We start from the raw sequence: 26,951 nt of genomic DNA on the forward strand, positions 1-26,951 counted from the left end.
CCGCGAAAACGGGCATCTTTAGTCGGTCTTTGTGACCGGATAAGCTTAAAAGTTGGATTTACGGGCACCTTTAGAGGCTATTAGTGACCGAAATGGCGTATATACCGCGAAAACGGGCATCTTTAGTTGTTCATAGTGACTGGTAAAGCTTATAAATTAGATTCACGGGAACCTTTAGAGGCTATTAGTGACCGAAATGGCGTAAATACCGAGAAAACGGGCACCTTCTGTCGGTCTTTGTGACCGTACAAGCTTATTAATTGGATTCACGGGCACCTTTAGCCATTCACGGCACTTGAACAGGCTTAAAAATCGAACATCACTTTTCTATTGTTCGGTATGGGCAGAATATTAAAAAAAATGACAGAAATTAATGCCAAAAAGGCAATGAAGTAAAAGAAAAGAGATTCTTTTGGACAGAATCTCTTTTTTATGGCTTAACAGGGGTAGAAACAAATTTTCTTGTTCCTGAAAATTTCTTCTGAAAAGCCCTATACACTCTACCGTTCCAATAAAAGAAATAACTGATCATTCCTCCGTGTTTCATGATTTTCTTTGCAAGCGCCCTGACACTGGCCTGATTGTTCACCTTTCGATCGGAAAGATAAACTCCGAGCAAACCTCGGTTTATCAGCTTATGGAACTTTCGGTCCGGCAAATGTTTTGTATGCCTGTCGGCTTCCTTAAGAAAATGAATGAAACGGTTCAGCATTTCCTCTTCATTTTTATAATAAAAACAGAAATTCAAGTCTCCGCCTTCCCTGTCCTCATCCTGATCGATAAAATAGTCAAGCAAAATATGGAGACCCTGTATATACGGAAAATACCCTTCACGGATCATTTCAGCATGCTTCTGTTCGAAATCATCCCTTAAAGCATAAGACACGAGACAAAATATGCCGAGTGTCGATCCTGAGCAGGCTGAAAATTCGTGCCAGCCCATCTTTGGCAGGAGGCGTTCATGCTCTGCAAACCACTGTTTGAGACGCTCCTCCCTTTCTTCCTTGCAAACATGTTTATGTATTTGCAAATCACAATAATATGTACAAAGTTCAAGTAGATATGGTTTGATTATTTCATAATGAGGTACTCTCTCGAGAACGGATTGACAAGTCTTCATCAATTCGGCCAAGTATCCTCCATCATCTTTGTCCTCGCGTAAACGATAATAAAGCCTCTCTGAAGCTCCCAACGTCAATGCATCCTCCATGGATTCATGCAAAGCAGCAAAGTCCTTCGGATCCAAAGAAGTGCTCCTATCGCACAGGTTATCCAAATAATCGCTGATTGTTTGATAAGCTACGATAAATTTTATGGCGTCTTTTTTATGTTCCAAAGCGGCCAAGGCCATGATTGATCCACCTTCGCAATGAAAGGTCTTATACTGTATACTTGCCAGAGCCTGCCGTCTTAGCTCTTCGTTTGGAATCTCACCCGCCCGCTCTTTCCAGTAGGATAACTCCATATGAACTGCCGGCATAATTTCCCGGTAAACTTTATTCATGAGTGAAATAGGATGGGTTGGCAGCATAAATAATATCACCTAACTTACTAAATTTTATATGGTAGCAGCCGCAGCCGAAGCTCAGCAAAATTTTTTGCATAATCAAAAATCATTTCTCTTTCAGGCTCGTTGAATATCTCATGATAACACTTCGACCACTCTTTATAAAGCTTTTCGGATATTACAAGCTCGTCAAACCAATTTCGCACATCGGTTTTATTCACAATTTTATCATCTCCGCCCTGCATAACCAAAAGAGGGATATCCGGAAATTTTGAAATATTTGTGAAGGCTTCTTTCATTGCCTTTAATAATTCCCTGTACCAGCGGACCGAAACTTTCGTAATGAGCAGACTGTCATTTAGTGCGCGGTCTATCGCATCAGGATTGCGGGTGGCAAGATCCACATCCAAGTGGCTGTCAACTTTCAACTCAGGAGCAATCCAATTCAAACCAACTGACAAAGCGTTTACCGGCATGGGAGGATAGTTGACTAATCCAAGACATGGTGATGAAAGAATCACCCCTGCTATTTCCTGTTTTTCTTCTTGGAGCAACCTGATCACAGTCAATCCGCCCATACTGTGTCCCAGAAGGAAAACGGGCAAACGATATGTCACCGCTTCCTGTATCCATTTTTTCACTTCCATCACGTACTCATCAAATGAATCAATATGACCTCTGTGTGTTCTGGTCGTCAGTCCTTGACCTGGCAAATCCCCCATCACAACGTGAAAGCCACTCAACACCCACATATCTCTCAACCATCTATACCGTCCGTGATGCTCCATTGCTCCGTGTACAATGACAATGACCCCCCTGGCTTTTCCTTCCGCTCCCCATTTTCGCATTTTCCTGCCCCCTTTTCCCATTCATATATATAAATATTCTACCCTTTTTCCCCTCAAGAATCTCTTTACATATAGAGGCAGGAAGAGTTTTTCGTTATGATAGTGTTAGATGCCTGTTTTCAAAAAGTTGCCAAAATAGTAGAAGGTCAAAGTGGTGAAATTTCGAATAGCTGACTTTTCACAGTATATGAGGACTTCCGTTAGATATATGAGCAGCGCAAAGAAACTGGTCAACGTAGAAAATCGCCGAAGGTTATTTGGTACCTTCTACAAAAGTAAAGAAAGGATGTTTATTATGGCTGTCTACCCATACAAAGGAAAGGCTCCCCAAATCCCTTCATCGGTATTTATTGCCGATTATTCCACTATTACAGGAGATGTCATTATTGGTGAGAATTCCAGTATTTGGTTCAATTGCACGATCAGAGGTGATGTCGCACCAACCATCATTGGAGAAAAAGTAAATATCCAAGATAATTCCGTGCTACATCAAAGCCCAGGAAATTCTCTGATCATTGAAGATGAGGTCACGGTTGGGCACCAGGTGATTCTTCATAGCTGTGTCATTCGGAAAAAAGCATTGATCGGCATGGGGTCCATCATTTTGGACAAAGCAGAAATAGGTGAAGGAGCGTTCATTGGTGCAGGTAGTCTTGTGCCTCAAGGAAAGGTCATTCCCCCAAACACTGTCGCATTCGGACGTCCCGCCAAGGTGATCCGGGAAGTGAATGAGGAAGACCGTGCTGAAATGATCCGTATTTCAAAGGAGTATGCTGAAAGGGGACTCTATTATCAAGCCATGCAAAAAGATAAATAAGGTTCAAAGACTTTTCACAAAAAACAGTGGATATTTATGCTTTTATGTCGATGTAATTGATAACGGAGTATTTTACATAAGTGAAAGCGACCTTTACATTGAGCTGTTGGCTTAGGCGAAACCAGGACAGCCCACCATCTGGCTCATTCTGCGACGTCCTGTCGCTTCGCCTGCCACTAGGACATCCTGTCCGGCGTATCTAGACTAAAAAGGAGATCCAATATGAATGCATGGCCCATTTTCGTAGTTGTCTTTATCGGTTTTATGCTTATTCTTTTTTTGGGGAAGCGCAGCTCGTACAAAGCAGTCTTTGCCTTTTTTATAGCCGCGTGCATATTCACTTTTGTCCTTTTTAACACCATTAATGATTCTGAAGAGCAAAAAGCTACGGCATCTCAAGAAATACAGCAAAACGATGATATCCAGCTGATTAAAATAAAAGATAATGTAAAATTGGATTTCCCTGTAATTGAACAGTTACCAGAGCTTCCTCGCGGTTGTGAAGTCACTTCGCTTGCCATGCTCCTTGAAAGCGCAGGAACAAGCGTAGATAAGATGACGCTTGCTAAAGAAGTCAAACGAGATCCGGCCCCTTACGTTGTAAAAAATGGAAAAACATACTTCGGAAACCCCCATAAGGGATTTGTAGGGGATATGTATGATTTCAATAAACCAGGGCTTGGCGTTTACCATGAGCCGATCATGGAGCTGGGAGAAAAGTATCTTCCTGGAAGATTGATGAATTTGACGGGTGAAACATTTGAGGAATTAAAAATTCCACTGTCTGATGGGAGACCCGTTTGGGTTATTATCAATGCAGAATACCGCGAACTGCCAGATTCTTATTTTGAAACGTGGGAAACAGATTCTGGACCTGTAAAAATTACAAAAAAAGAACATTCTGTCCTGATTACGGGATATGATCAAAAATTTATATACTTCAACGATCCCCTCACAGGGAAGAAAAACAAAAAAGTACCCATTGGTGATTTTGAGAAATCGTGGGTACAAATGGGCAGCCAGGCGCTTACCTATAAGGTTGAGTAGCGGCTGCTTTTTTTCATTAAAAAGGAAAAATAGTCCTTGCGTGGCTTCCATTTAATGTTCGGTATCTCTGACAATCGAATACAGACAATATGATTTAAGCTCTGTTCAAAGGAGAGGTAAATGAAAATGAAGGGCATGATGTTCAACATTGTTGCCATTTGTAAATCTCTTCTCCCGTTAAAATATGACAGGCGCAAATTCATTTTTAGTTTATCGATCTTGATAACCGCCACTCTTCTTGCCTGCTCCAGAGATCAAGCGACTCCCCCTTCTGTGGATACACAACCTACAGAAACCCAAACGGACTCCCGTCCTATCCAAGTGAAACAAGAAAAGAAGCCTGAAATAAAAATAAAAGATAAAGTCTCAATTGATGCTCCTATTATCAATCAGCTTCCCGAGCTGCCTCGGGGCTGCGAAGTGACTTCTTTAGCTATGCTTCTTGAACATGCAGGAATTAAGACAGATAAAATGAAATTGGCCAAAGAATTAAAAAAAGACCCGGCCCGCCGGGTCATAAAAAACGGGAAGGTTCATTTTGGGAATCCGCATAACGGATTTGTAGGTGATATGTACTCATTCAGCAAACCGGGACTTGGTGTCTATCATGAACCGATCCAGGAGCTTGGAGAAAAATACATGCCGGGGAAAATAGTCAATTTGTCCGGCAAAACATTTCAAGATTTGAAAATCACTTTGTCTGAGGGAAAACCCGTATGGGTCATCATTAATGCTGAATACCGTGAACTTCCCGACTCTTACTTTCAAACATGGGAAACAGCTTCAGGGCCGATCAAAATTACCATGGAAGAACATTCAGTTTTAGTCACTGGCTACGATGATCAGCATGTTTATTTTAACGATCCCCTTACAGGAAAGAAAAACAAAAAAGCACCCATCGGCGATTTCGAGAAATCGTGGGTGCAAATGGGCAGCCAAGCGCTCACTTATAATGCTGAGTGAGCGGCTGCCATTTCTTTATCGAAGCTGTACCGTTCTTCTACAAATACTGCATGCCATACCATAAATACAAGCACCGTCCAAATCTTACGGCTGTAATCCATTTTCCCTTGGCAATGGTCTTCCAACAGTTTTAAAACATACTGCTTGTTGATCAAGTGGTCTGTTTCACTGTGCTTGATGATATCCTTTGCCCAGTCATACATTTCATCTTTAAGCCAGTGACGGATCGGCACAGGGAAACCAAGCTTCTTACGATTCAATACATGATCCGGGACAATACCTTCCGCTGCTTTCCGCAAAACATATTTTGTTGTTCCGTCTGCTGTTTTTAAACTCGTCGGAATTGTGGAGGCCAAGTCGAATACCTTCGTATCTAAGAAAGGGACCCTAAGTTCAAGCGAATGAGCCATCGTCATCCGGTCCGCTTTCAGTAAAATATCGCCCCTCATCCAAGTATGAATATCGATAAACTGCATGCGCTCAACAGGGGCGTATCCTGCCGACTCCGCATACAGGGGATTCGTTATATCAAGATGGTTGATATCCGGATGATAATGATTTAACAGATCCTTTTTCTCTTCCTCTAAAAACATTTTTGCGTTTCCGATATAGCGCTCTTCCATCGGTGTTACACCGCGCTCGATAAAGCTTTTACCTTTAACACCTTCAGGCAATGTTTTGGCGAGCGCCCTCAAAAGAGATTTGCCCACTTCCGGAATTTTATCGAACATTTCAAGGGATTGCGGCTCTCTGTATATATTATAACCGCCAAATAGCTCATCTGCGCCTTCTCCAGAAAGAACAACCGTTACATGTTTCCTTGCTTCCCTTGCAACAAAATAGAGCGGAACGCAGGCAGGGTCAGCCAGTGGATCATCCGCATGCCACATGATTTTGGGCAGCTCTTTCATATATTCCTCAGGGCTGATTACATAGCTGATATTTTCAACTCCAAGCCTGTCAGCCGTCTCTTTTGCCACATCGATTTCACTAAAGCCATCACGTTCAAATCCGACCGAGAACGTTTTGATATTCGGATGGAACTGTTTCGCGATTGATACGATGATGGAAGAATCGATTCCTCCTGAAAGGAATGAGCCGACCGGCACATCACTGCGCATATGGATATTGACCGAGTCAAATAAAACGTCCCTGATTTCCTTAATGAAATCTTCCTCAGATTTATTCTGGATCGGCTTAAAGTTTGCCCTCCAATAACGTTTAATGCTCATGGGTTCGCCAGGCTTCTTTGTAAAATAATGCCCTGGCTCGAGCTTTTTGATATGACGCGTCATCGTTTCCGGCTCCGGAACGAATTGATATGTCATATATTGCTGAAGAGCCTCTGTATTCAATTCTTTTTTCTCCAAAGCCAACAGGATGCTTTTCTTCTCTGAAGCAAAAAATGTACGATCATCTTCCTCTATATAAAAGAAAGGCTTGATACCAAAGGGGTCTCTTGCACCGAATAGTTCCTGCTTTTCTTTATCCCATATCAAAAAAGCGAACATTCCGCGAAGTTTTGCCACAGCTTTTTCTTGTAAATCACTATATAAAGCGATAATGACTTCAGTGTCCGAATCAGTTTCAAATGCGTATCCTTTTTTTGTCAGCTCTTCCCGGAGTTCGACAAAGTTATATACTTCTCCGTTAAAAATGATCCAATAGCGCTCATTTTCATAAGAAAGCGGCTGGCTTCCGCTCTCAATATCAATGATGCTCAACCTGCGGAAACCGAACTGGATAGATTCATCCTGAAAATAACCTTCATCATCAGGCCCGCGATGGGTGATTATATTGTTCATTTGTTGAAATAACTGCTGATCAGTTGTTGCTTCTTCTCTTGTATGATTATGCATACACCCGATAAAACCGCACATTATAAGTGTCACCTACTCTAATAAGATTCAAGCGCTGCGAGTAAAATCTGCACACCTTTTTTATATTATCATTAATTTACATGGATTGGCAGTTTTATTACGATAAAATCTTTTAGTTTTCACATGTAAAAGGACGGAGATGCCTTCCACACCCCCGCCCTTTTTATATAGGAATCAAAGTGAAGTAGAACGGATCAGCGCCTCAGCTTTGTCTGTTCTTTCCCATGGCAAGTCGATGTCTGTACGCCCAAAATGTCCATATGCCGCTGTATGGCGGTATATCGGTTTCCTCAGATCAAGCATCAATATGATGCCAGCCGGACGCAGATCGAAATTTTCTCTGATGGCCTTCACAAGTTTTTCTTCCGAAACTTTCCCCGTTCCAAACGTGTCAACCGAAATGGAAACCGGCTGTGCCACACCAATTGCATAGGCAAGCTGTACTTCACACTTATTGGCAAGCCCCGCTGCCACAATGTTTTTTGCGACATATCTGGCAGCATAGGCAGCTGAACGGTCAACTTTAGTGGGATCCTTTCCTGAGAAAGCTCCTCCCCCGTGCCGTGCATATCCACCATAAGTATCGACAATGATTTTTCTTCCAGTCAGTCCAGCATCACTTTGAGGACCACCGATCACAAAGCGCCCTGTCGGATTAATAAAGTATTTCGTAGCATCATCAAGCAATTCAGCAGGAACAACAGGTTTGATGACATGTTCCTTAATATCCGCTTTGATCTGCTCCAGTTCGATTTCAGGGTGATGCTGTGTGGACAAGACAATCGTATCAATTCTTGCTGGCTGATTATTTTCGTCGTATTCTACAGTAACCTGAGTTTTACCATCCGGTCTCAAATAAGGCAGAATAGACTCCTTGCGAACCTGAGCAAGCCTTCTCGAAAGCTTATGAGAGAGTGAAATCGGAAGCGGCATAAGCTCCTCGGTCTCATTACACGCAAAACCGAACATGAGGCCCTGATCGCCTGCGCCAATTGACTCAATCTCCTCTTCAGTCATAGTTCCTTCCCTTGCTTCCAGTGCCGTATCCACTCCTGCTGCAATATCAGGAGACTGCTCGTCGATGGATGTGATAACCGCACACGTTTCAGCATCAAATCCATATTTCGCACGGGTATATCCGATTTCTTTAATTGTGTCACGGACAATTTTGGGAATATCCACGTAAGTTGTCGTCGTAATTTCTCCGGCAACTAGTACCAGCCCTGTAGTCACCGAAGTTTCACAAGCAACCCGGGCATTGGGATCTTCTTTAAGAATCGCATCCAATATCGCATCTGATATTTGATCACAAATTTTATCCGGATGTCCTTCAGTAACAGACTCTGATGTAAACAAATGCCGATTATGAGACATCAAAGCTCCTCCTTTTACCAAAATAAATATTTATAAAAAACAACGGTACTCTGTCCTTTATAGTGCGTGTTCAAAAAGTGCCAAATTCGAAGCAGGAAGTCGAAGCTCATTTTCGAGCAGCGTACTTTCAATGGTTGTCATGACTTCAGTATTGCCCAATGAATGTGGGCGTTTTTAACCGAAATTCCTCTCTGCCTTACTAGAGCAGCAATCCAATGAAAAGTAAAGATTCGCCATTTATCATTTGGGCTTTTTGAACATCCTCTTAAATAGAAGCACATCCTGGAAATCGGACTTGATAAAATAAAAAACCTTTCCTGAAGTTGAGGAAAGGTTAGTTGATGTGTTCCGAGCCTTTCACTCTTATCGCCCAAGGCGGGTCGCCTTGCTACAGGTAAGCACCTTTCCGTCTGAAAAGCCGTTAGCTTCATTAGACAGCAGGTTGCCGGGCTTCAAAGGACCTGTTTCCTCCACCATCTCAGGATAAGAGTATCCGTTCAACTCAAAATCTTAACTTAAATAATAAATCAATGTCAACCGGGAAGGGTAATATTAATGAAATAGCCTACCTTTTTTTTATTGCTAAAAAGATGAAAAAAACAGGCATCTCGACTTATTTTTGGGATTTGTTCAAGTTATTTCATATCCTTCTGAGGATATCTGCATTTAGTCAAATCCTGTTCAAGAAATAATTCAAAATTAGTATAGACTAATGAATTAAATGTGTTATACTATTTCACAAGTAAACTTATAGCTTAAATATATAAACAAAGGAAGGGTAAACATATGAGTTCAGTAGGCATCAAAAGCGAATTAGTGCAATTATTGAATGGACAGAACGTTCATACGCAGTTATCAGTACCACAACTTGTCGAGAAAGTCCTGAGCCGTGAAGAAGGGGTTCTGACAACTTCTGGTGCTGTTCGTGCCGAAACTGGGAAATATACAGGCCGCTCTCCTGAAGACAAATTCATCGTTGATGAACCGTCTGTCACAGACAAGATCGATTGGGGTTCTGTGAACCAGCCGATTTCATCTGAGGTATTTGAAAAATTATATTCAAAAGTTGTTTCCTACCTACAGGAACAGGAAGAAATTTTTGTATTTAAAGGATTTGCAGGTGCAGATGAAAAATACCGCCTGCCCATTCAGGTAATCAACGAATATGCCTGGCATAACCTGTTTGCCCACCAACTGTTCATCCGCCCGAATGGAGAGGAATTGGCAGAACATGACGCAAAATTCACTGTCATTTCTGCACCGGGCTTCAAAGCAGATCCAAAAGTTGACGGTACAAAATCCGAAACTTTCATTATCGTCTCATTTGAACGCCGCATCGTGTTGATCGGCGGTACAGAGTATGCAGGCGAAATGAAAAAATCCATTTTCTCCGTTATGAACTATGAACTTCCGGAAGCTGATATTCTATCCATGCATTGCTCCGCAAACGTAGGCGCTGAAGGCGACGTTGCCCTCTTCTTCGGATTATCCGGAACAGGTAAAACAACACTTTCAGCTGACCCGAACCGCAGATTGATCGGTGATGATGAGCACGGCTGGTCTCCAAACGGCGTATTTAATGTCGAAGGCGGATGCTATGCAAAAACATCAGGACTATCATACGAAAAAGAACCGCAAATTTATAATGCCATTACTTTTGGTTCTGTTTTGGAAAATGTCATGGTTGATCCAGAATCACGCAAGCCTCTTTATGATGATACATCATTGACAGAAAACACAAGGGCTGCGTATCCAATCCAAGCTATCGACAATATCGTGGAACCAAGTATTGCGGGACATCCATCTGTCATTGTATTCTTGACAGCCGACGCATTTGGAGTGTTGCCTCCAATCAGCAAATTGACAAAAGAGCAGGCAATGTACCACTTCCTAAGCGGTTTCACATCCAAGCTTGCCGGAACAGAGCGTGGAGTTACTTCACCAGAAGCAACATTCTCCACATGCTTCGGTGCACCATTCCTGCCTCTTCCTGCAGCACGTTATGCAGAAATGCTCGGTAAGAAAATCGATGAGCATGGCGTTCAAGTCTTCCTTGTAAACACTGGCTGGACCGGCGGCTCATACGGCGTAGGTAAGAGAATGAATCTTGCTTATACTCGTTCTATGGTTCAGGCTGCTTTAAACGGTGAGCTTGATAACGTTGAAACAACGAAAGACGACGTGTTCGGGCTTTCGATCCCGCTTCACGTTCCAGGTGTACCTGACGAAGTATTGCAGCCAATCAAGACTTGGGACGACGAAGATGCCTACAAAACCAAAGCAAAAGAACTTGCAGAGAAGTTCAAAAATAACTTCAAGAAATTTGATCATGTCGATAAATCCATCTCTGAATTGGGTGGACCGACTGTAAAATAAAAAAACCGGGCAATTTGCCCGGTTTTTTTATTTTCATTTCTTACTGAAAAAAATAAGTTCACCCATTATTTTGGGTATTCGAATTATGGAGTGGAAAACATTGCATAACCTGATTTAATTGTGTTGCAAATCAACTGTATTACTACTTGAGCAGCAAGTAATGTTTCATTGACTTTATCTATAGTTAAAATTATAATACACCTATATTAACATAAGGAGGGTTGTTAAAAACTATGGGTGTAATTATTACTTTCCGTGCTTTGAACTGTTAATTTAATAAGTTCGAAGGCTCTGTTTTCGCTTACAGAGTAAACGGGATAAGTGTGCCCATTTTTAACAATCTTCATTAAAATATTTTTTGTTAATGAGAGGAAAGACTGATTATTCAATCTTTCCTTTTATATTGTTATGAGGACTTTCTTTAACTTTTAAGCAAAAAGTCTATTTTGTGCTATTTAGTTTTAATATGCCACAAATTCTTTTTGTCTTACTGTCAAATAACTGATCCTGTTTACTGCAAGCCACAGACGCCTATGTCTGTGGCTTTTTTGCGTTCAGGGCCGAAAGGTCAAATTAAGAAAGGGCTGTTTGAATAGTGACAAAAAGAAGGAAAAAGTATCAAAATAGAAAATTTACCTCTGGAAATCCTCCAAATTTTAGCGGGCAACATTTGATGCATAATAAAGCTTTAGTAAATGATATTGTAAACCTTGCTCACATTTCAGAAAATGATCTTGTATTAGAATTGGGGGCAGGAAAAGGGGCAATTACTAATGTTTTAAGTAATCGAGCTAGAAAGGTTCTCGCTGTTGAATACGATCAAAAGTTTATAAAGAAATTAAAACAACTTGAAATGAAAAATACAGTGATAATCGAGCAAGATATATTAAAAATTTCTTTACCTCGAGAGCATTTTGTAGTTGTTTCCAATATTCCCTATGCCATCACAACACCGATTATGAAAATGCTTCTTAATAATCCGTCAAGCGGGTTTCTAAATGGTGTTATAGTAGTGGAAAAAGGTGCAGCCAAAAGATTCACATCAAATTTTGTGAAAGATCCATACATCATCGCTTGGAAAATGTGGTTTGATATTCAGTATGTTAAAGGGATTTCAAGAAAGAATTTCTCTCCACCGCCAAGAGTTGATTCAGCAATGATTACAATAAACAGAAAAGCAAAACCGATTGTACCTATTAGCGATTATTTAATCTTTTGGGGACTGGCCGAACACGTACTTAAAGACCCACAATTATCTATCGATCTAGCACTAAAAGGTATATTTACACCACCTCAAATTAAGCATTTAAAAAGAAATCTTCGAATAAATAATGAGGTTTCAGTTGCAACTTTATCGGAACAGCAATGGGGTCTCATATTTGAAACAATGGTGAAACATGTTCCATCATTCAGATGGCCAAAAGTAAAAAAAGCGAAATTAAACCATCTTTGAAGATTTAAACAGCATAAACATTAAAATGGGCTTTGTATTTACTCTTAAAAACAAGAAAGGCATTTATATAAATAAATATACTTTTTTCCCCTTAAAGTAATGGACATAAAGGAGTTTGACGATGACTATCGTTTATTGGTGGAGTCAACTACTCCACCACCCTTCCACTGTCTCTTCTGCTTTCTTTAATAAGGTCAACATATCATCCATCTCTCCAAATAATTTTGAACTCAATACATTCATTACTTTCTCTTACAACCGCGTTAACGCAAGGCAAGCAAAAATAACAAATATGACTACAATTGTAGTTCCTACCGTTTTAATACTAACATTTTCTGCCCTTTTTCGTACCTCACTATGAACAATAAAGAATACTCCCACTAAACAGTAAATAATGGAAACATACTTAAAGGCTGTATTTCCAAAAAACGGTTCAAGATTATTTTTTTCAGCGTAAAATGCTAATCCGAGTCCTCCAACAATAATTGTCACAGTAAAAAAATATACGATAAAATTCCAAGTACGATCGCTCATAATACCACTCCTAAAAGAAGCTAGTTTAATAAGGTCTCTACCAAAAGTACTCTTTCTTCCAGTTAAAATAATTCTACCTTAAATTCCATAGAATACCATCCCTTCATTTTTTGGGTAATCGAATTATTGTGTAGCTAAATCTCGAAAAAGGCATGCATTGGATTATCGTTTTGAAAAACAACCAAGCAGCTTTTTTGATGTACTACTTTATTATCTTTAAAAATTTGATAAGAAGTGAAAATATCAAAAAAAGCATGTACATGAAAGAAATCAATATCAATATTAAAACTCTCCCCACTCCAAGCAATTAGCCCCCACATGTTTAAACCTAAGAAGTTTAAATTCTTTTCATCCCTGACATAATGTTGTCAGGGTGCTTCTGTATAATGATCCTTATATTATGGAAGCTTTACAGGAGTGGTTAATATGATTGAAAATCAATTTATTAAACTTATTGGCTTAAAGGAAAATAACTTAAAAAATGTAACTATAAATATTCCAAAAAAGAAAATCACTGTATTTACGGGTGTTTCTGGATCTGGCAAATCATCAATCGTATTTGACACAATAAGTAAGGAAGCCCAACGCCAGTTGAACCAGACTTTTACAACTTATATTCAAAACCGATTACCAACATACAGTCAACCAAATGCATTGTCCATTGAGAATCTTTCCCCCGCTGTGGTGATTGATCAAAGACGCTTAGGAGCAAATATACGTTCAACGCTTGGTACGGTTACAGATATTTACTCATTAATGCGATTACTATTTTCTCGTATTGGAAAGCCCTTTATTGGCGAATCTGATGTTTTTTCTTTTAACAATCCAAAAGGAATGTGTCCGAGGTGTCAGGGAATTGGACGGAGAATTGAGCCAAATATAGAGAAGTTATTCGATAAGATGAAATCGCTTAATGAAGGAGCGGTTTTGTTTTCCACTTTCGCTGTGGGAACTTGGTATTGGCATAAACATTTAATCTCAGGCATTTTTGATCCAGATAAAACGTTAAATAATTTTACCGATGAGGAGTGGCAGACGTTATTATATGGAAAGAACAAGAAAATCGTACTGCCTTTGAAAAATGAACCTATCAAGTATTTTGAAGGAGTTGTCGATCGGTTTAATCGTTTATACTTAAAAAAAGAAATTAACCAAATACCAAGTAATGTGAAGAATTATATAACCTTAAAACATTGTTCAGAATGTAATGGAACTAGATTAAGTAAAGGAGTATTAAATTGTAAAATCAATGGCTATAACATTGCTCAATTGGCCGCTATGGAAGTAACGGAGTTGATAAAATTAATAGAAATGATCAAGGATCCAATCGCAAAACCAATCGTTTCTAATCTTGAGAATCGATTACAATCACTTGTGAACATGGGGCTCGATTATCTCACGCTGGACCGTGAAACCTCGACTTTGTCCGGGGGTGAATCGCAGCGTGTAAAGATGATACGGCATCTTAATAGCAGCCTAACGGATATGATGTATATTTTTGATGAACCGAGTATCGGACTACACCCCCATGACGTGAAACGACTCAATCGGATGCTGCAAAAACTCCGAGACAAAGGAAATACTGTAATAGTGGTTGAACATGACAAGGATGTTATTGAAATCGCTGATCATGTTGTGGATGTTGGACCGGGCGCAGGTACAAACGGTGGCAGAATTGTCTATGAAGGACATCTTCTTGGACTATACGACGCTGATACACTAACCGGAAGATATATGAGGACTAAACAATCTTTTAAAAAAGAAACCCGTAAATTTAACGGATATCTTTCCATTGTCGACGCCTCAAAACACAACCTAAAGAACATTGCTGCTCATATTCCTTGTGGTGTTCTCACTGTCATTACTGGCGTAGCTGGTTCGGGGAAAAGTACATTGATTTTTGATGAGTTTTTAGACCAGCATCCAGATGCCATTGTTATCAACCAAAAGTCAGTGAGTACCTCGATTCGGTCAACCCCGGCGACTTATACAGGTATGATGGATGCCATTCGAGATTCCTTTGCCTCTGCTAACAAAGTAAGTAAGTCACTTTTTAGTTTTAACTCAGAAGGTGCATGCTCAGAATGCCAAGGAAACGGCTTTATTAATACGGACCTTGCATTCCTTGAGATTATTAGAACAACTTGTGAAACATGTGATGGGAAACGGTTCAAGGATGAAGTTCTTCAGTATAAGTTAAATGGGAAATCTATTTCAGATGTATTAGACATGACAGTATCCGAGGCATTTCAATTTTTTCAGGGGGAAGAATTGGTGTCCACTTTAAAAACATTATCAGAAGTAGGACTGGACTATATGACATTAGGTCAGCCTTTGAACACATTATCGGGTGGAGAATGTCAAAGAATTAAATTAGCTGGCGAGCTGCACAAATCTGGTAACATTTACGTTCTGGACGAGCCAACAACTGGACTGCATATGTCCGATATAAGACATTTAGTAAATATTCTTGACCGTTTAGTTGATAACGGGAGTACCGTTATTGTAATTGAACACAATCTAGACATGATGAAACAAGCAGACTGGATTATTGATCTTGGACCTAGTGGCGGAAAAAGAGGTGGAGAAATCATGTTCGCAGGTACACCACATGAATTTATAATAAGGAGTAACTCCCTAACCGCACAATATCTAAGAAACGATATACAGGAGGATTAACCTTGAAAATCGATCGGTTATTAGGAATCATTGTGTTATTGATTTATAGGAAAAAAATAAAGGCTGCAGAATTATCGAGGTACTTTGAAGTATCAGAGAGAACGATATATAGAGATATTGATTCCCTTAATCGTGCAGGGATTCCCATCGTATCGCTTCCTGGGCAAGAAGGCGGTTATGAATTAATGGATAGATTTAAATTGGATAAAAAATATCTAACTTTAGATGAATTACTTTCAATACAGTGGGCATTGAAAAGCATTGAAAAAGCTACTGGATTTGAAGATATCAATGAGTTGATTTCAAAAATTAATCAATTAATTGACTCAGTACCCATACAAGATAAAAACATCCAATTACAAATCTCACATTCGAATTATAGTACCCAACATATACAAACCATATATAAATCCATTCAAAATTGTCGTGTAATAAAGATTCGCTATGTAGACCATAAAGGAAATGAAACAGAGCGAGACATTGAATCGATGGGCATTTTTTTAAAAGATACCCACTGGTATACATGGGCTTATTGCTTGTTGCGAAATGAACTCAGAGTATTTAAATTAACAAGGATAATGGAAATAGATAACACAAATCGCTTCTTTACCAGGCGCCCATATACGATTGAAGATCTATACGAAAAAGAAGATGAGAAATTGGAAAGCAGCATAAGGCCATTCACGGTTTGCCTCCAATTTAGCCAAGAGATGAGGGCGCAAGTATTAGATAACTTTCAGGAAAATGAAATAGTTAATAATCCAGATGGGACAATTATCGTTGAAAAAAATTATTACACCATTGATCAAGCTATAACACAAATTATAAATTTTAGAAATAAAGTCCGTATTATCTATCCTAAAGAGTTAATTTTAAAGTTTATTAAGTGTTTAGATGACACAATAAAATTATACAAAGATTTATGAACAAAATACCGACTTATTTTGAGGCTATGTATAATTGGAGCTTTTATTTTCAGCGTATATTCATAAGCTTTTATGACTATCATTCTTTAATTTATGTGGCAATGTTTTTCAGTTTATGAGTGTTTTTTCAGTCCTTCAAGAACCTCATATTCTAGCTGGGCAGAATCATTTTTCGTTAAAAAGGATGAATAGAAAGCCCTCCATTCACCCTTAAAATATATTTTTATACTTCCTGTTTCTTATGAATGCTCCTCTAATTCAGATAAATGAACGTTTTGCTCATTAGCAGGATCATCAAGCGGGTACACTCTTGCTGTTTCGTTGTCTCCATCTACGTGTTGGATATACACCCTCTCTCCGTTCAATGTTACATGAGCCATCACTGGAGAATCAGCAATTTCTTGTGCACGCATAGTGTTCATCACATTACCACCTTTTAGTATGATGGTAATAACTTTCGCCAATTGCCAAATAATATACGCTTGGACGATCCTAGCCTTCTTACATTCGCCAAATAAGATAACCTGCTTAAAGTAATAAGAAAATGATCTTATTGGAGACCGTTTTAACGGCTTAAAATCGTCATTGCCGATCTGAACAATACGTCAACTGCTATAGATAGAACTTCCTCATCATAATCGAACCTTTCATGATGATGCCCGGCCGCTAACGTGGTTCCGATGATCATATATGTTGCCTGCCCATTTTTGGACTGAACCCTCTCCATGAAAAAAGTAGCATCCTCCGAACCAAATGGGTTTTCACTGAACCTTGTCACCTTTTTAACATATGGAGAGTGTTCTGCAATTTCAGCTAACACTTCAACCAATTCTGGGCTCGGAGTACCGCTTTTGGCAGACCCTACAATTTCTATATCTACATCCACTTGATACATGGCAGCAGCACCCTTCATCACGGCTATCGCCTTTTCTTCCATATATTCGTTGATTTCCGAGGTGGCTCCCCGTGTTTCAATTTTTAATAATGCTTGGTTAGGAATAACATTTCGACCGCTACCAGCCTGTAAAACTCCAACGTTCACCCTAGATGCCCCCGCACTGTGACGCGGTATTCCATATAATCCAAGCACTGCTGATGATGCTGCCATCAATGCATTCCTTCCTTTCTCGGGGTTCCCTCCCGCATGAGCAGCCTTTCCTCGGTAAACAACATCAAGTTTTGTTGTGGCCAAAAATCCGGTTTGACCTGTTACAACCTCTCCTAAAGCTACCCCTGCTCCAAGATGTGTTGCAATAAAATAGTCCGTATCATCAACAATCCCCGCTTCAACCATTGATTTTGCACCTCGTGTACCTTCCTCTGCAGGCTGAAAAATAAGTTTAATTGTTCCAGCCAAGGATTCTTTATTCTCCTGCAATAGAGTGGCCAGTCCCAAGCCGATCGAAGTATGCCCATCGTGTCCACAGGCATGCATCATCCCATCATTGACGGAGGAAAACCCCTCTCTGAACGGCCGATGTTTTTCAGTAAGATCCTCTTGTATCTCCAATGCATCCATATCAAATCGATAAGCTATCACAGGCCCCGGCTTATGGGTATGTAAAATGCCTACAACCCCAGTAAATCCATCTGCCACCTTTTCAAGCCATTTTTTATTCGCACCGTTTTGAAGAGCCCACTCCTTATGGCTATGCAATATCTTAACATCGGGAACACCCATACGGTATTCTTTTTTCATTACTTCTTTTCCTGCCGACACTTCATAACCAAGCTTCTCCAAATATGCAGCCACTAATGAGGCGGTACGTATTTCCCTAAACCCAGATTCAGCATATCTATGGAAATCTCTTCTCCATGAAATCAGCTGATCGCGTATTCCTTCTACTGACGTTTTTATTCTCATCTTCCCATTCCTTTAAATATTTTTTAACATATCAATTCAATAAGAAAAAAAGTTATCTTATCCGTCACTTTATCTCTAAATTTTAATTTTCAGAATAATTCTGTACCATTAAGCTCATAACTACTCTTCGAAATGATATTGAGGTGGTCTCTTGGAGAATCCTTTTGTTAAAAATAATAGGTATACAATACCCAAGAATGTCCATATTCCACCAACGACCAACGCATTGGTACTGAGGTTAAGCCAAATACCGAAAGAAAGACATGCACCAATCATAGGTATGAGGAGGTATAATAAAGTCCCCATTAAACCACGTTGTTTATTCTTAATATAAAAATGTGCAATCACCGACAAGTTCACAAATGTGAAAGCAAAAAGCGCACCAAAATTAACTAGTGAAAATCCCAGGTCAAGATCTATAAAGAAAGCACCAGCACAAATTAGTGCAACGATCAGTATATTATTAACGGGTGTTTTATATTTTGGGTGTAAATAGGCAAAAAACTTAGAGGGGAGAACAGAGTCTCTTCCCATTGCATAGAGTAGTCTAGCTCCACTTGATTGAGCAGCCAAAATTCCACCAATTCCCCCCACTGAAAGCGCAGCAATAAAAAACGAAGTCAAAAATGTGCCTCCTAATGCTCCTATAATCTCCTCGCTTGCAGCATCTGTATTTTTGTATGCTGTAAAGTCCGGAAAGACTGAAGCCAACATATATGAGACAATGATAAATATCGAACCGCCAATAACAGCTACAAGAAAAATTGCTTTGGGAACCGTCCTCTTTGGATCTTTTGTTTCTTCAGCAAAAGTAGTAACAGCATCAAACCCTAGAAAGCTCGTTGCAACAATTGATGCACCTGTTATAACAGGAAAGAATGCAAGTTCTGGATTATAAAAAGACCTCAAAGAAAAGCCCATTCCTATATTTTGAGTAGATATTTGATAAATAGCTAACGCAACAAAAGTTACAACGAACATTACCTGAAATAGAATAAAAAGTGTATTAAGTCTAGCACTCAGCTTAACTCCCAGTATACTGCAAATGGTAATTGGAACTATAAATATCAAGGCCCATACCCAAAATGGGACAGATGGGATTGCAGCGTTCAAAAATATACCTCCAGCCAATACATTGAGCATAGGCAAAAATAAATAATCCATCATGACTACCCAGCCTACAATAAAACCGGGATAGACCCCAATCGACTGCTGGGTATAAGTATAAGCCGAACCAGTAGAGGGGTAGGCTTTTATCATTCTTCCATAGCTGTACGCAGTAAACGCTATCATAATTAAAGCCGTTAAATATGCTGCCGGAACCCTCCCTTCTGTAATAACAGACACAATTCCGTACGGCGAAAATACAGCCATTGGAATCATATACGCCAAACCCATGAAAACAAGTGGAAAAAGTGTTAAAGAACGGTTTAATTGAGTTGGTTTAGATTTTTTTATTTCTACCTGTTTTGATACCCCCATAAAAATAGACCTCCTTACCCCGCTTTATTTAATGGCCTTTTATTTATTTGAACTTTTAATAAAGAAACATATAAACAGAAAGAGACAACGATTCCAACAATCCAGGCTAAATCCAATCCCTCCATCATTACTGATATAGGACCTTGGTATATCTCGGTATTGATAAAAGGTATTTGAAATAAGACTGTTAGAAGATATGCCAATAAAGTAGATTTATTTAGTTTGCCAAAAGCTCCATCCTTTTTCATAAATTCTTCATGGTGATAGTCATTATGCTTAAGCAGATAAAAATCAGTTAAATTAATCACACTCCAAGGTATGATAAAGAATAAAATAAATCCTAGGTATAACTGAAAGTTACTCATAAAATTCCCAGCGCCTACTGTAGCAGCCAAAGCAATAAAAATCCCGATGGTAACGGAAGTAATTATACGAAGTTTTATTGTTGTTTTAAATGCAATGAAATTACTAGCAATCGATAAGGCGATAATCCCAGCCCCATAAATATTTAGTGAATTAATAACCAGGACTCCTAGAGAAAGCAGAAGAACTATAAAAAAGCCAAGCCCTCCCATAGTTTTTATTTGTGCCATTACGTTTCCATTAACAACCATAGTTGCAATTGCTGCGCCTAAAAGCATTAGCCAGGCAGAGCTAAGAAAACTCCCTAAATATGAATATAAAAAGGTCTTTTTGGCGTGGGTCGGATCCATATATCTGGAATGGTCTGATACATAAGGTCCATAAGTAATTTGCCAAGTAACACATATAGATGTTGCCAATAAAAATTGTGAAAAGGAAAATTCACCTTTGTTCAAAAGATTCATGGATAATTGGCTAATAACAAGAATAGTTAAAATCAGGAAAATCACTGAATAAACAACGGTATATATTCTCATTGACCTTTGAATCAACCCTTGCCCATAAATAGCTAACAACACCATAGGAATTAGACTGATGACTACTGTTAAATTAAGATTGACTCCTAGAGTTTCCTTGATTCCTTGTCCTACCAAAACAGTATTTGTTGCACCATAACCCAAATACATTATAAAGACGATTATCATTGGCAGAATGACACCGTAATAGCCAAATTGAGCTCTGCTCTGAATTAATTGCGGGATTCCTAGCTTTGGACCCTGTGCCGAATGAAGAGCCATGATTGCAGCACCAATAGCATGTCCAAGAATGATAGACAGGCCCGCCCACCAAAAATTCAACCCAATTACTATTGCCAAAGCCCCTGTGACCAACGTTGTAGAAACTGTACTAGCTGCAAACCAAGTAAAAAATAATTCTTTGGGATTTCCTTTCCTTTCAGATAAAGAGATATATTCATAACTCTTTTTTTCTATTGAACCGGCACTATTATTTTCCCTCATGTATTCCTCCCCCAATATTATTGATTTTTCATTAAGCTTTAGTGACATAAACTTATTAAAGTATTCAATTCAGGATTCTGAATGGCCTTTTATCTCCAGATGTTTAGTCTTTCTTCGTTTACTGGCCAACCTTAGGCAGTAGATTTTGCCAGAATTCCGATTGGACTTTAATTACTTTATTAATTGCATCCTGCTCGTGTTCATATACCTTATCAGGATATCCGTTCGTCCCAGGTGCAAAAGGATCTTCTACATCTGTTTGTTTTTCACATAATACTTCCATAATCCTTAACGTACAAAATGGGACATACGCATTACTGTAGCCGCCTTCATGACAAAAAACGAGTTTCCCATTACAATGCTTTTGGGCGATTTCTTTTATAATCTCTGTCATTTTTCCGAAACCTTCTGCTGAAACTCTCATTCTTCCCAACGGATCAAACATCCCCGGATCCTGACCGGCAGAAACAATGATTAGTTGGGGTTGGAATTCGTCCGCCATCGGCTTTACGATTGTTTCTAGAGTTTGTAAATATGCTGCGTTGCCGGACCCAGGCGGCAATGGAATATTTACATTGTAACCTTCCCCATTTCCCTCTCCCGTATCAGTTGCATAGCCAGAGTTGTTTGGAAAATTTAAATGTTCATGAATAGAGATAAATAAAACTTCATCATCATCATAGAATGCCTTTTCCGTTCCATTCCCATGATGGACATCCCAATCCAATATCATGATCCTTTCTAAGCCGTATTTCTTTTTGGCATATTTTGCGGAAATAGCCACATTATTAAATAGGCAAAACCCTATTCCCTTGTCCGACTCGGCATGATGTCCAGGCGGTCTTGTGAGAGCATAAACATTATCTACTTTCCCTTTCATGACACTATCCACAGCTGTTAATGCCCCACCAGTAGATAGTAATGCAATTTCATACGAACCTTTTCCGACAATTGCATGGTCACCAGCATCTCCCCCTGTAGTATCACTCAAGTATTTCACCCTTTTGATATATTCAGGTGTATGATAGTACTGAATTTCCTCCAAAGTAGCTTTACGCGGCCGAATATGATGCAGTTCCCTCATTAACCCGCATCTTTCTAATAGATTATTTACTCTTCTTTTCGTTGCAGGGTGTTCAGCAAAAACATCTGTTTCTAAATAGCCTCCCGAGGGGAGAAATAAAGTCCCCGTGCCTGTGTCATGCCAAAAGTAACTCTCATCATAAATATATCCGGTTCTCACTACAATCCCCCCATGTTATATAGATTTAAATGAATCATCCTAAATAAGAACTATGAACCAGTTCACTGCTTTTCAATTCGCTTTTCGTACCTTCACCGACTAAACGGCCTGCCATCAGAACGTACCCTCGTATACAAAAGTCTATAGCCATTTCTGCGTTTTGATCTACAAGCAGAATTGTTGTACCTAGTTGGTGTAATTCTGATATTTTTTCATAGACTTCATATACAAGTTTTGGTGAAAGCCCCATGGATGGTTCATCCAACAATAAGATCTTCGGACTTGTCATCATAGCACGAGCTATCGCCAACATTTGCTGCTCTCCTCCTGATAACAGCCCCGCCATTTGATTCTTCCTTTCACGCAGTATCGGAAAAGGTTCTGTCACTTCTTCAGCCATTTGTTGTCGTTTTGTATATGGCAGCGTATATCCTCCGAGCAGTAGATTATCCCACACGGAAAGATAAGGGAATACCTGTCTCCCTTCAGGTACAAGTGTCATCCCCCGACTTACGAGCTGAAAGGTTTTCGCACTGTTAATTAATTTTCCGGATAATAGAATAGTTCCATTCCTTGGTCGGATTTCTCCCATAATACTTTTTAACAATGTGCTTTTTCCGGCACCATTTGCTCCGATAACCGAAACAGCTTCTTTTTCATTAACATGCAAACTTACACCGTCCAAAGCACATATTTGCCCATAAAAAGTACTGATATTTTGTACGTTAAGCATTTGCTTCAGCCCTCCCCATATAGGCCTCGAGCACCTCAGGATGGCGCTGTATTTCTGCAGGTGGTCCTTCTACAAGTTTTTTACCAAAGTTGATTACCGTGACCTGATTAGATAACGTATTAACCAGATGCATATCATGGGCAATAATCAATATTGTTATGCCCTGGCTATTCACTAATGAAAATAAATCCATTAGTTCCTTTGTTTCTTTTGGATTCATACCTGCTGTAGGCTCATCCAGTAATAGAAGCTGCGGATCCATTGCTAAGGCTCTGGCCATTTCTACTCGACGCTGATTACCATATGACAACTTGGCGGCATACTCATTTCTCACATCCCATAAACCTGCAAAATTAAGGATGTCTTCTACTTTTTCCTTTGCGAGACGTTCTTTTCTCCGAAATTCCTTAGATAAAAATAGAGCCGGTAGAATTTTACCTCCTGTTAACAGATAGGTACCTATTAATACCGTTTCAAAGACTGTCATATCCGGGAACAGTCTTATATTTTGGAATGTTCTGGATATTCCTTTTTCAGATATTTTGTCTGGTCTTAAAGAAGTAATATCTTCACCTAAAAATTTAATTCTGCCCTTATCTGATGAAATAACTCCTGTTATAAGATTAAATAACGTGCTCTTTCCCGCTCCATTGGGACCAATAACAGCATGAATATGATGCCCTTCAACTGAAAAGGAGAGATCACTCACGGCTTTAATTCCGCCAAATGATTTTGAAAGGTTATCCACTTTCAAAATTTCTTTCCCTTCCATGTTATTCATACCTTAACCCCTCCTTCTTGGCAGCTCCATTTACCTGTACACCGCTTCTTGACAATCTCTTTCGAAAGAGATGAGTTAACCCCATAATACCCCTTGGGAAAAACATGATCATGATAACAATAAGAAAACCGTAAACTACCATTCTTAATTCCGGAGTAGCCCGCAACGCTTCAGAAAACACGGTTAATAGAGAAGCTCCGATAATCGCTCCGGTAATGGTTCCTTGTCCGCCTATCATTACCATCGTTAATATAGTTACAGACATCGAGAAGCCAAATGTTTCTGGACTTACTACATGAAGAAAATGCGCGTATAAGGATCCCGCTGCCCCACAAAAAGCAGTAGAGATGGTAAAAACCATTACCTTGGTTTTAAATACCGGTATTCCCATGGCCTGAGCAGCAAGCTCATCATCTCTAATAGCATTACACGCACGTCCAAATCCGGATTCCATTAACAATCGTGAGACGAAAATGGCTAGAAGTACAAAAATTAGGAATAACGGATAATAGTTCCCATATTCCTCAAATGTTAACTTGAAAGTTCCAAATCCAATTGGTGGCGGTGATGGTATCCCTGATATCCCCATAGGCCCCCCCGTCATGTCTGACCAATTAAGAAATATTAACCATAAGATGGTTCCAAATGCCAGAGTAGCCATGACCAAATACTCTTCAACCAGCTTTAATCCAATATATCCAATGATCAGCCCGACTATAGCGGTAAAGATAATGGAGAGTGGAAGGGTCAACCAGAACGAGTACCCTAGTTTTGTTGATAACACGGCAGATAAGTACGCACCTACACCAAAAAAGGCACCATGACCGACGGATACCTGTCCTGTATAGCCGACTATTAAATCAAGTCCTAAAGCGAGAATAATATAAATTAAAATCAAGTTAAGTACATACATGAAATAGGGATTCGTGATTGCAAGAGGTACAAGAAATAATAATATTCCTCCAAATAGAATCCCATATTTTCGGATATTAATCTTTTTCATTACTTTTACCCCTTTATACTTTTTCCTGTACAATTTTTCCAAAAATCCCCTGTGGTCGAGCCAATAAAATAACAAGCAAAATAATCATAGCTACCGCATCTCTGTATCCGGACGATATGAATCCGGCAGCAAAGCTTTCCACAATTCCTAATATTATGCCTGCTATCATTGCTCCCGGGACATTGCCCATCCCCCCCATCACCGAAGCAGTAAAGCCTTTTAATCCGGCAAATACCCCCATGGTAGGATATACAAGAAAGACTGGTCCTACTAAAATACCAGCAAGCGCTCCAACACCGGAACCGATTGCAAAAGTGATTGAAATAACTTTATTTGCATTAATTCCCATTAGTTCGGTTGCGTTAATATTTTGGGCAGCTGCCTGGACGGCTTTTCCCATTAAAGTTCTATTTATAAACAATTCCAGAGCAAACATTACTATTATCGTAACGATAATGATATAAATATAATGTTGATTGATCAGCATACCTCCAACAATGATATTTTTATCCAAGAAAGGCGAGGCTAATCTTTCTGGACTGGCCCCCCAAATCAATTGAGCTAGATTTTGTAAAAGTATAGCTATGCCGATTGCAGCAATTAACAAGTTCAATTTAGGTGCGCTTCTCATTTTTTTGTAGACAAGCTTTTCCATAAGATATCCAATTAAAGCACCGGCTACAACACCGCCCACATAAGCTATCCAAACAGGAACATCAAGTATAATGAGATATAGAGAGACAAACGCTCCTCCCATATATACTTCACCATGTGCAAAGTTAATAAAACGAAGAACATTCCAAACCATAGTGTAACCAATGGCCATAAGGGCATAAATACTTCCCAATACAATACCATTTATCAATTGATCTAATATCATCTTATATCACCTATTCTTGTTCTTGAATTACAATAAACTCTCCATTCTTAACTTGCATGATCATTGGCTTGTTAGATCGGTCTCCATTTTCATCGAACTCAATCGGACCGGTCACCCCATTATATTTAATAGTGGCAAATGCTTCTCGAACTTTCTCAGGTGAATCGCCGCCTTCTTCAAATGCTTTCGCGATAGTCATAGCAGCATCGTACGCAATTGCTGTGTTGGCCTCAACTTTCACATTATTTGCATCAGCCAATTTTTTAAATTCATTCATTTCCTCAGTTTCCATATTTAAATTAAGCATAGAAGCAAAAATATGATTTTCCACAGCTTCTCCACCAAGTTCAATTAGCTGTTCGGAATACATGGAATCGTCAGGGGAAAAGAATTGAACATCCAGTCCTGCTTGTTTAGCTTGTTGAGATATTAAGGCCACTTCATTGTAAAGCCCTACGATCATCACTGCATCTGGATTAAGCTTCTTAATCTTTGAAAGTTGTGCAGAGAAATTCTTATCTCCCGGGTTGTAAGTCTCATTAGCAATGAACTCTACCCCCAAAGATTCAGCAGATTCCTTAGCCGCCTCAAACATCGTTACGCCGTAATCAGTGTTTTCGTATAATGAAACAACCTTTTTTATCCCTTTTTCTTCTGCCATATATTCCATTACAGCTGGAACATAAACAGAGCCAGTGAGAATAATTCTAAACAAATAAGGATTCGATAGCTTCGAAAGTTCCGGGCTTGCACCCATGTTCACATGAAGAACTTCTGCCTTGCCCGATACTTCCTGAGAAGCAATCGTAGGTGATGAATTATATCCACCAATAATAGCTTTTGCCTTATCATTCATTATCATTTTGTTTACTACTGCGACCGCTTCGGAAGGTGTAGCTTTATCATCACCAACAAGTAACTCTAACTTTTTACCATTAATTCCGCCATTGTCGTTAATATTTTTAAAAGCCAACTCTACTCCATTTTTCATCTCATCCCCATATTGTGCGTTATCGCCACTCATAGGAGCTTGTAATCCCACTCTGATAACATCATTATCTTTTGAAGATGAGCCACTACTTCCTGATGAGGCACCATCTGTTCCGCAACCGACTACCAATGTTGACAGAATTAAGAAAAGTACTATACCCAACAATTTGGTTTTAAATGCCATTTTAA

At 39.4% G+C, this 26,951-nt stretch carries 22 protein-coding genes and 1 riboswitch; of the genes, 7 read left to right on the forward strand and 15 right to left on the reverse strand.

The window, feature by feature from the left end; genetic code table 11:
• Window positions 1-430 precede the first annotated feature (430 nt).
• Both C509_RS0113175 and C509_RS0113180 read right to left on the reverse strand, forming a co-directional pair.
• The gene (locus C509_RS0113175) at window positions 431-1,531 is read right to left on the reverse strand and encodes a tetraprenyl-beta-curcumene synthase family protein (RefSeq protein WP_018707410.1); all 1,101 of its coding nucleotides are present in this window, start codon (window positions 1,529-1,531) and stop codon (window positions 431-433) included.
• Between the two features lie 20 nt (window positions 1,532-1,551).
• Window positions 1,552-2,355: an alpha/beta hydrolase gene (locus C509_RS0113180; RefSeq protein ID WP_018707411.1), complete on the reverse strand. Its 804-nt coding sequence runs from the start codon at window positions 2,353-2,355 to the stop codon at window positions 1,552-1,554.
• 295 nt (window positions 2,356-2,650) lie between these two features.
• On the opposite strand from C509_RS0113180, the gene C509_RS0113185 reads away from it, so the two are divergent.
• The 3 genes from C509_RS0113185 to C509_RS0113195 all read left to right on the forward strand — a co-directional run bounded on the left by C509_RS0113185 (window position 2,651) and on the right by C509_RS0113195 (window position 5,182).
• The gene (locus C509_RS0113185) at window positions 2,651-3,172 is read left to right on the forward strand and encodes a gamma carbonic anhydrase (protein ID WP_018707412.1); all 522 of its coding nucleotides are present in this window, start codon (window positions 2,651-2,653) and stop codon (window positions 3,170-3,172) included.
• A 222-nt stretch (window positions 3,173-3,394) separates the two neighbouring features.
• Window positions 3,395-4,219, forward strand: a complete 825-nt coding sequence (locus C509_RS0113190; RefSeq protein ID WP_018707413.1) for a C39 family peptidase — start codon at window positions 3,395-3,397, stop codon at window positions 4,217-4,219.
• A 120-nt stretch (window positions 4,220-4,339) separates the two neighbouring features.
• The gene (locus C509_RS0113195) at window positions 4,340-5,182 is read left to right on the forward strand and encodes a C39 family peptidase (protein ID WP_018707414.1); all 843 of its coding nucleotides are present in this window, start codon (window positions 4,340-4,342) and stop codon (window positions 5,180-5,182) included.
• Here C509_RS0113195 and asnB read toward each other — a convergent pair.
• Entirely contained in the window at window positions 5,167-7,062 is a 1,896-nt protein-coding gene (gene asnB, locus C509_RS0113200) for an asparagine synthase (glutamine-hydrolyzing) (RefSeq protein WP_018707415.1), read from the reverse strand. The two genes, C509_RS0113195 and asnB, sit on opposite strands and share 16 nt — an antisense overlap.
• A gap of 174 nt (window positions 7,063-7,236) precedes the next feature.
• Window positions 7,237-8,436, reverse strand: a complete 1,200-nt coding sequence (metK, locus tag C509_RS0113205) for a methionine adenosyltransferase (RefSeq protein WP_018707416.1) — start codon at window positions 8,434-8,436, stop codon at window positions 7,237-7,239.
• Between the two features lie 360 nt (window positions 8,437-8,796).
• Window positions 8,797-8,926, reverse strand: a riboswitch (SAM riboswitch).
• A 296-nt stretch (window positions 8,927-9,222) separates the two neighbouring features.
• Between metK and pckA the strand changes: the two genes are divergently transcribed.
• Window positions 9,223-10,812: a phosphoenolpyruvate carboxykinase (ATP) gene (gene pckA, locus C509_RS0113210; protein ID WP_018707417.1), complete on the forward strand. Its 1,590-nt coding sequence runs from the start codon at window positions 9,223-9,225 to the stop codon at window positions 10,810-10,812.
• A 595-nt stretch (window positions 10,813-11,407) separates the two neighbouring features.
• The gene (gene erm / locus C509_RS0113215) at window positions 11,408-12,265 is read left to right on the forward strand and encodes a 23S ribosomal RNA methyltransferase Erm (RefSeq protein ID WP_026319845.1); all 858 of its coding nucleotides are present in this window, start codon (window positions 11,408-11,410) and stop codon (window positions 12,263-12,265) included.
• Between the two features lie 252 nt (window positions 12,266-12,517).
• On the opposite strand, the gene C509_RS0113220 is transcribed toward erm, so the two are convergent.
• On the reverse strand, window positions 12,518-12,799 hold the full coding sequence (locus tag C509_RS0113220) for a hypothetical protein (protein ID WP_018707419.1): 282 nt from the start codon (window positions 12,797-12,799) through the stop codon (window positions 12,518-12,520).
• 426 nt (window positions 12,800-13,225) lie between these two features.
• On the opposite strand from C509_RS0113220, the gene C509_RS0113230 reads away from it, so the two are divergent.
• On the forward strand, window positions 13,226-15,478 hold the full coding sequence (locus C509_RS0113230; RefSeq protein WP_018707421.1) for an ATP-binding cassette domain-containing protein: 2,253 nt from the start codon (window positions 13,226-13,228) through the stop codon (window positions 15,476-15,478).
• A gap of 2 nt (window positions 15,479-15,480) precedes the next feature.
• Window positions 15,481-16,404 carry a helix-turn-helix transcriptional regulator gene (locus tag C509_RS0113235; RefSeq protein ID WP_018707422.1) on the forward strand — a complete coding sequence of 308 codons (924 nt, stop codon included), beginning with the start codon at window positions 15,481-15,483 and terminating at the stop codon, window positions 16,402-16,404.
• A 239-nt stretch (window positions 16,405-16,643) separates the two neighbouring features.
• Here C509_RS0113235 and C509_RS0113240 read toward each other — a convergent pair whose 3' ends face one another.
• The 10 genes from C509_RS0113240 to C509_RS0113285 all read right to left on the reverse strand — a co-directional run bounded on the left by C509_RS0113240 (window position 16,644) and on the right by C509_RS0113285 (window position 26,946).
• The gene (locus tag C509_RS0113240) at window positions 16,644-16,826 is read right to left on the reverse strand and encodes a small acid-soluble spore protein H (RefSeq protein ID WP_018707423.1); all 183 of its coding nucleotides are present in this window, start codon (window positions 16,824-16,826) and stop codon (window positions 16,644-16,646) included.
• A gap of 143 nt (window positions 16,827-16,969) precedes the next feature.
• On the reverse strand, window positions 16,970-18,268 hold the full coding sequence (locus C509_RS0113245) for a M20 family metallo-hydrolase (RefSeq protein WP_018707424.1): 1,299 nt from the start codon (window positions 18,266-18,268) through the stop codon (window positions 16,970-16,972).
• A gap of 120 nt (window positions 18,269-18,388) precedes the next feature.
• Window positions 18,389-19,750, reverse strand: coding sequence for an APC family permease (locus C509_RS0113250; RefSeq protein ID WP_018707425.1), 1,362 nt, complete (start codon window positions 19,748-19,750; stop codon window positions 18,389-18,391).
• Window positions 19,751-19,764: 14 nt separating this feature from the next.
• Entirely contained in the window at window positions 19,765-21,132 is a 1,368-nt protein-coding gene (locus tag C509_RS0113255; RefSeq protein WP_018707426.1) for a purine-cytosine permease family protein, read from the reverse strand.
• A 118-nt stretch (window positions 21,133-21,250) separates the two neighbouring features.
• Window positions 21,251-22,375 carry an arginase family protein gene (locus tag C509_RS0113260; RefSeq protein ID WP_018707427.1) on the reverse strand — a complete coding sequence of 375 codons (1,125 nt, stop codon included), beginning with the start codon at window positions 22,373-22,375 and terminating at the stop codon, window positions 21,251-21,253.
• A gap of 34 nt (window positions 22,376-22,409) precedes the next feature.
• Window positions 22,410-23,108 (reverse strand): ABC transporter ATP-binding protein, encoded by a 699-nt coding sequence (locus tag C509_RS0113265; RefSeq protein WP_018707428.1) that lies wholly within the window; start codon window positions 23,106-23,108, stop codon window positions 22,410-22,412.
• Window positions 23,101-23,880: an ABC transporter ATP-binding protein gene (locus C509_RS0113270; protein WP_169509212.1), complete on the reverse strand. Its 780-nt coding sequence runs from the start codon at window positions 23,878-23,880 to the stop codon at window positions 23,101-23,103. Before C509_RS0113270 ends, C509_RS0113265 begins: the two co-directional genes overlap by 8 nt.
• A 1-nt stretch (window position 23,881) precedes the next feature.
• Window positions 23,882-24,892 carry a branched-chain amino acid ABC transporter permease gene (locus C509_RS0113275; protein WP_144519537.1) on the reverse strand — a complete coding sequence of 337 codons (1,011 nt, stop codon included), beginning with the start codon at window positions 24,890-24,892 and terminating at the stop codon, window positions 23,882-23,884.
• Window positions 24,893-24,905: 13 nt separating this feature from the next.
• Window positions 24,906-25,772 carry a branched-chain amino acid ABC transporter permease gene (locus tag C509_RS0113280; protein WP_018707431.1) on the reverse strand — a complete coding sequence of 289 codons (867 nt, stop codon included), beginning with the start codon at window positions 25,770-25,772 and terminating at the stop codon, window positions 24,906-24,908.
• A 10-nt stretch (window positions 25,773-25,782) separates the two neighbouring features.
• A complete protein-coding gene (locus C509_RS0113285; protein WP_018707432.1) occupies window positions 25,783-26,946 on the reverse strand; it encodes an ABC transporter substrate-binding protein in 1,164 nt (387 codons plus the stop codon).
• Between the last annotated feature and the right edge of the window lie 5 nt (window positions 26,947-26,951).

The organism is Siminovitchia fordii DSM 16014 = CIP 108821 (genome assembly GCF_000374565.1).
In the GTDB taxonomy this organism is placed as follows: Bacteria; Bacillota; Bacilli; order Bacillales; family Bacillaceae_C; genus Siminovitchia; species Siminovitchia fordii.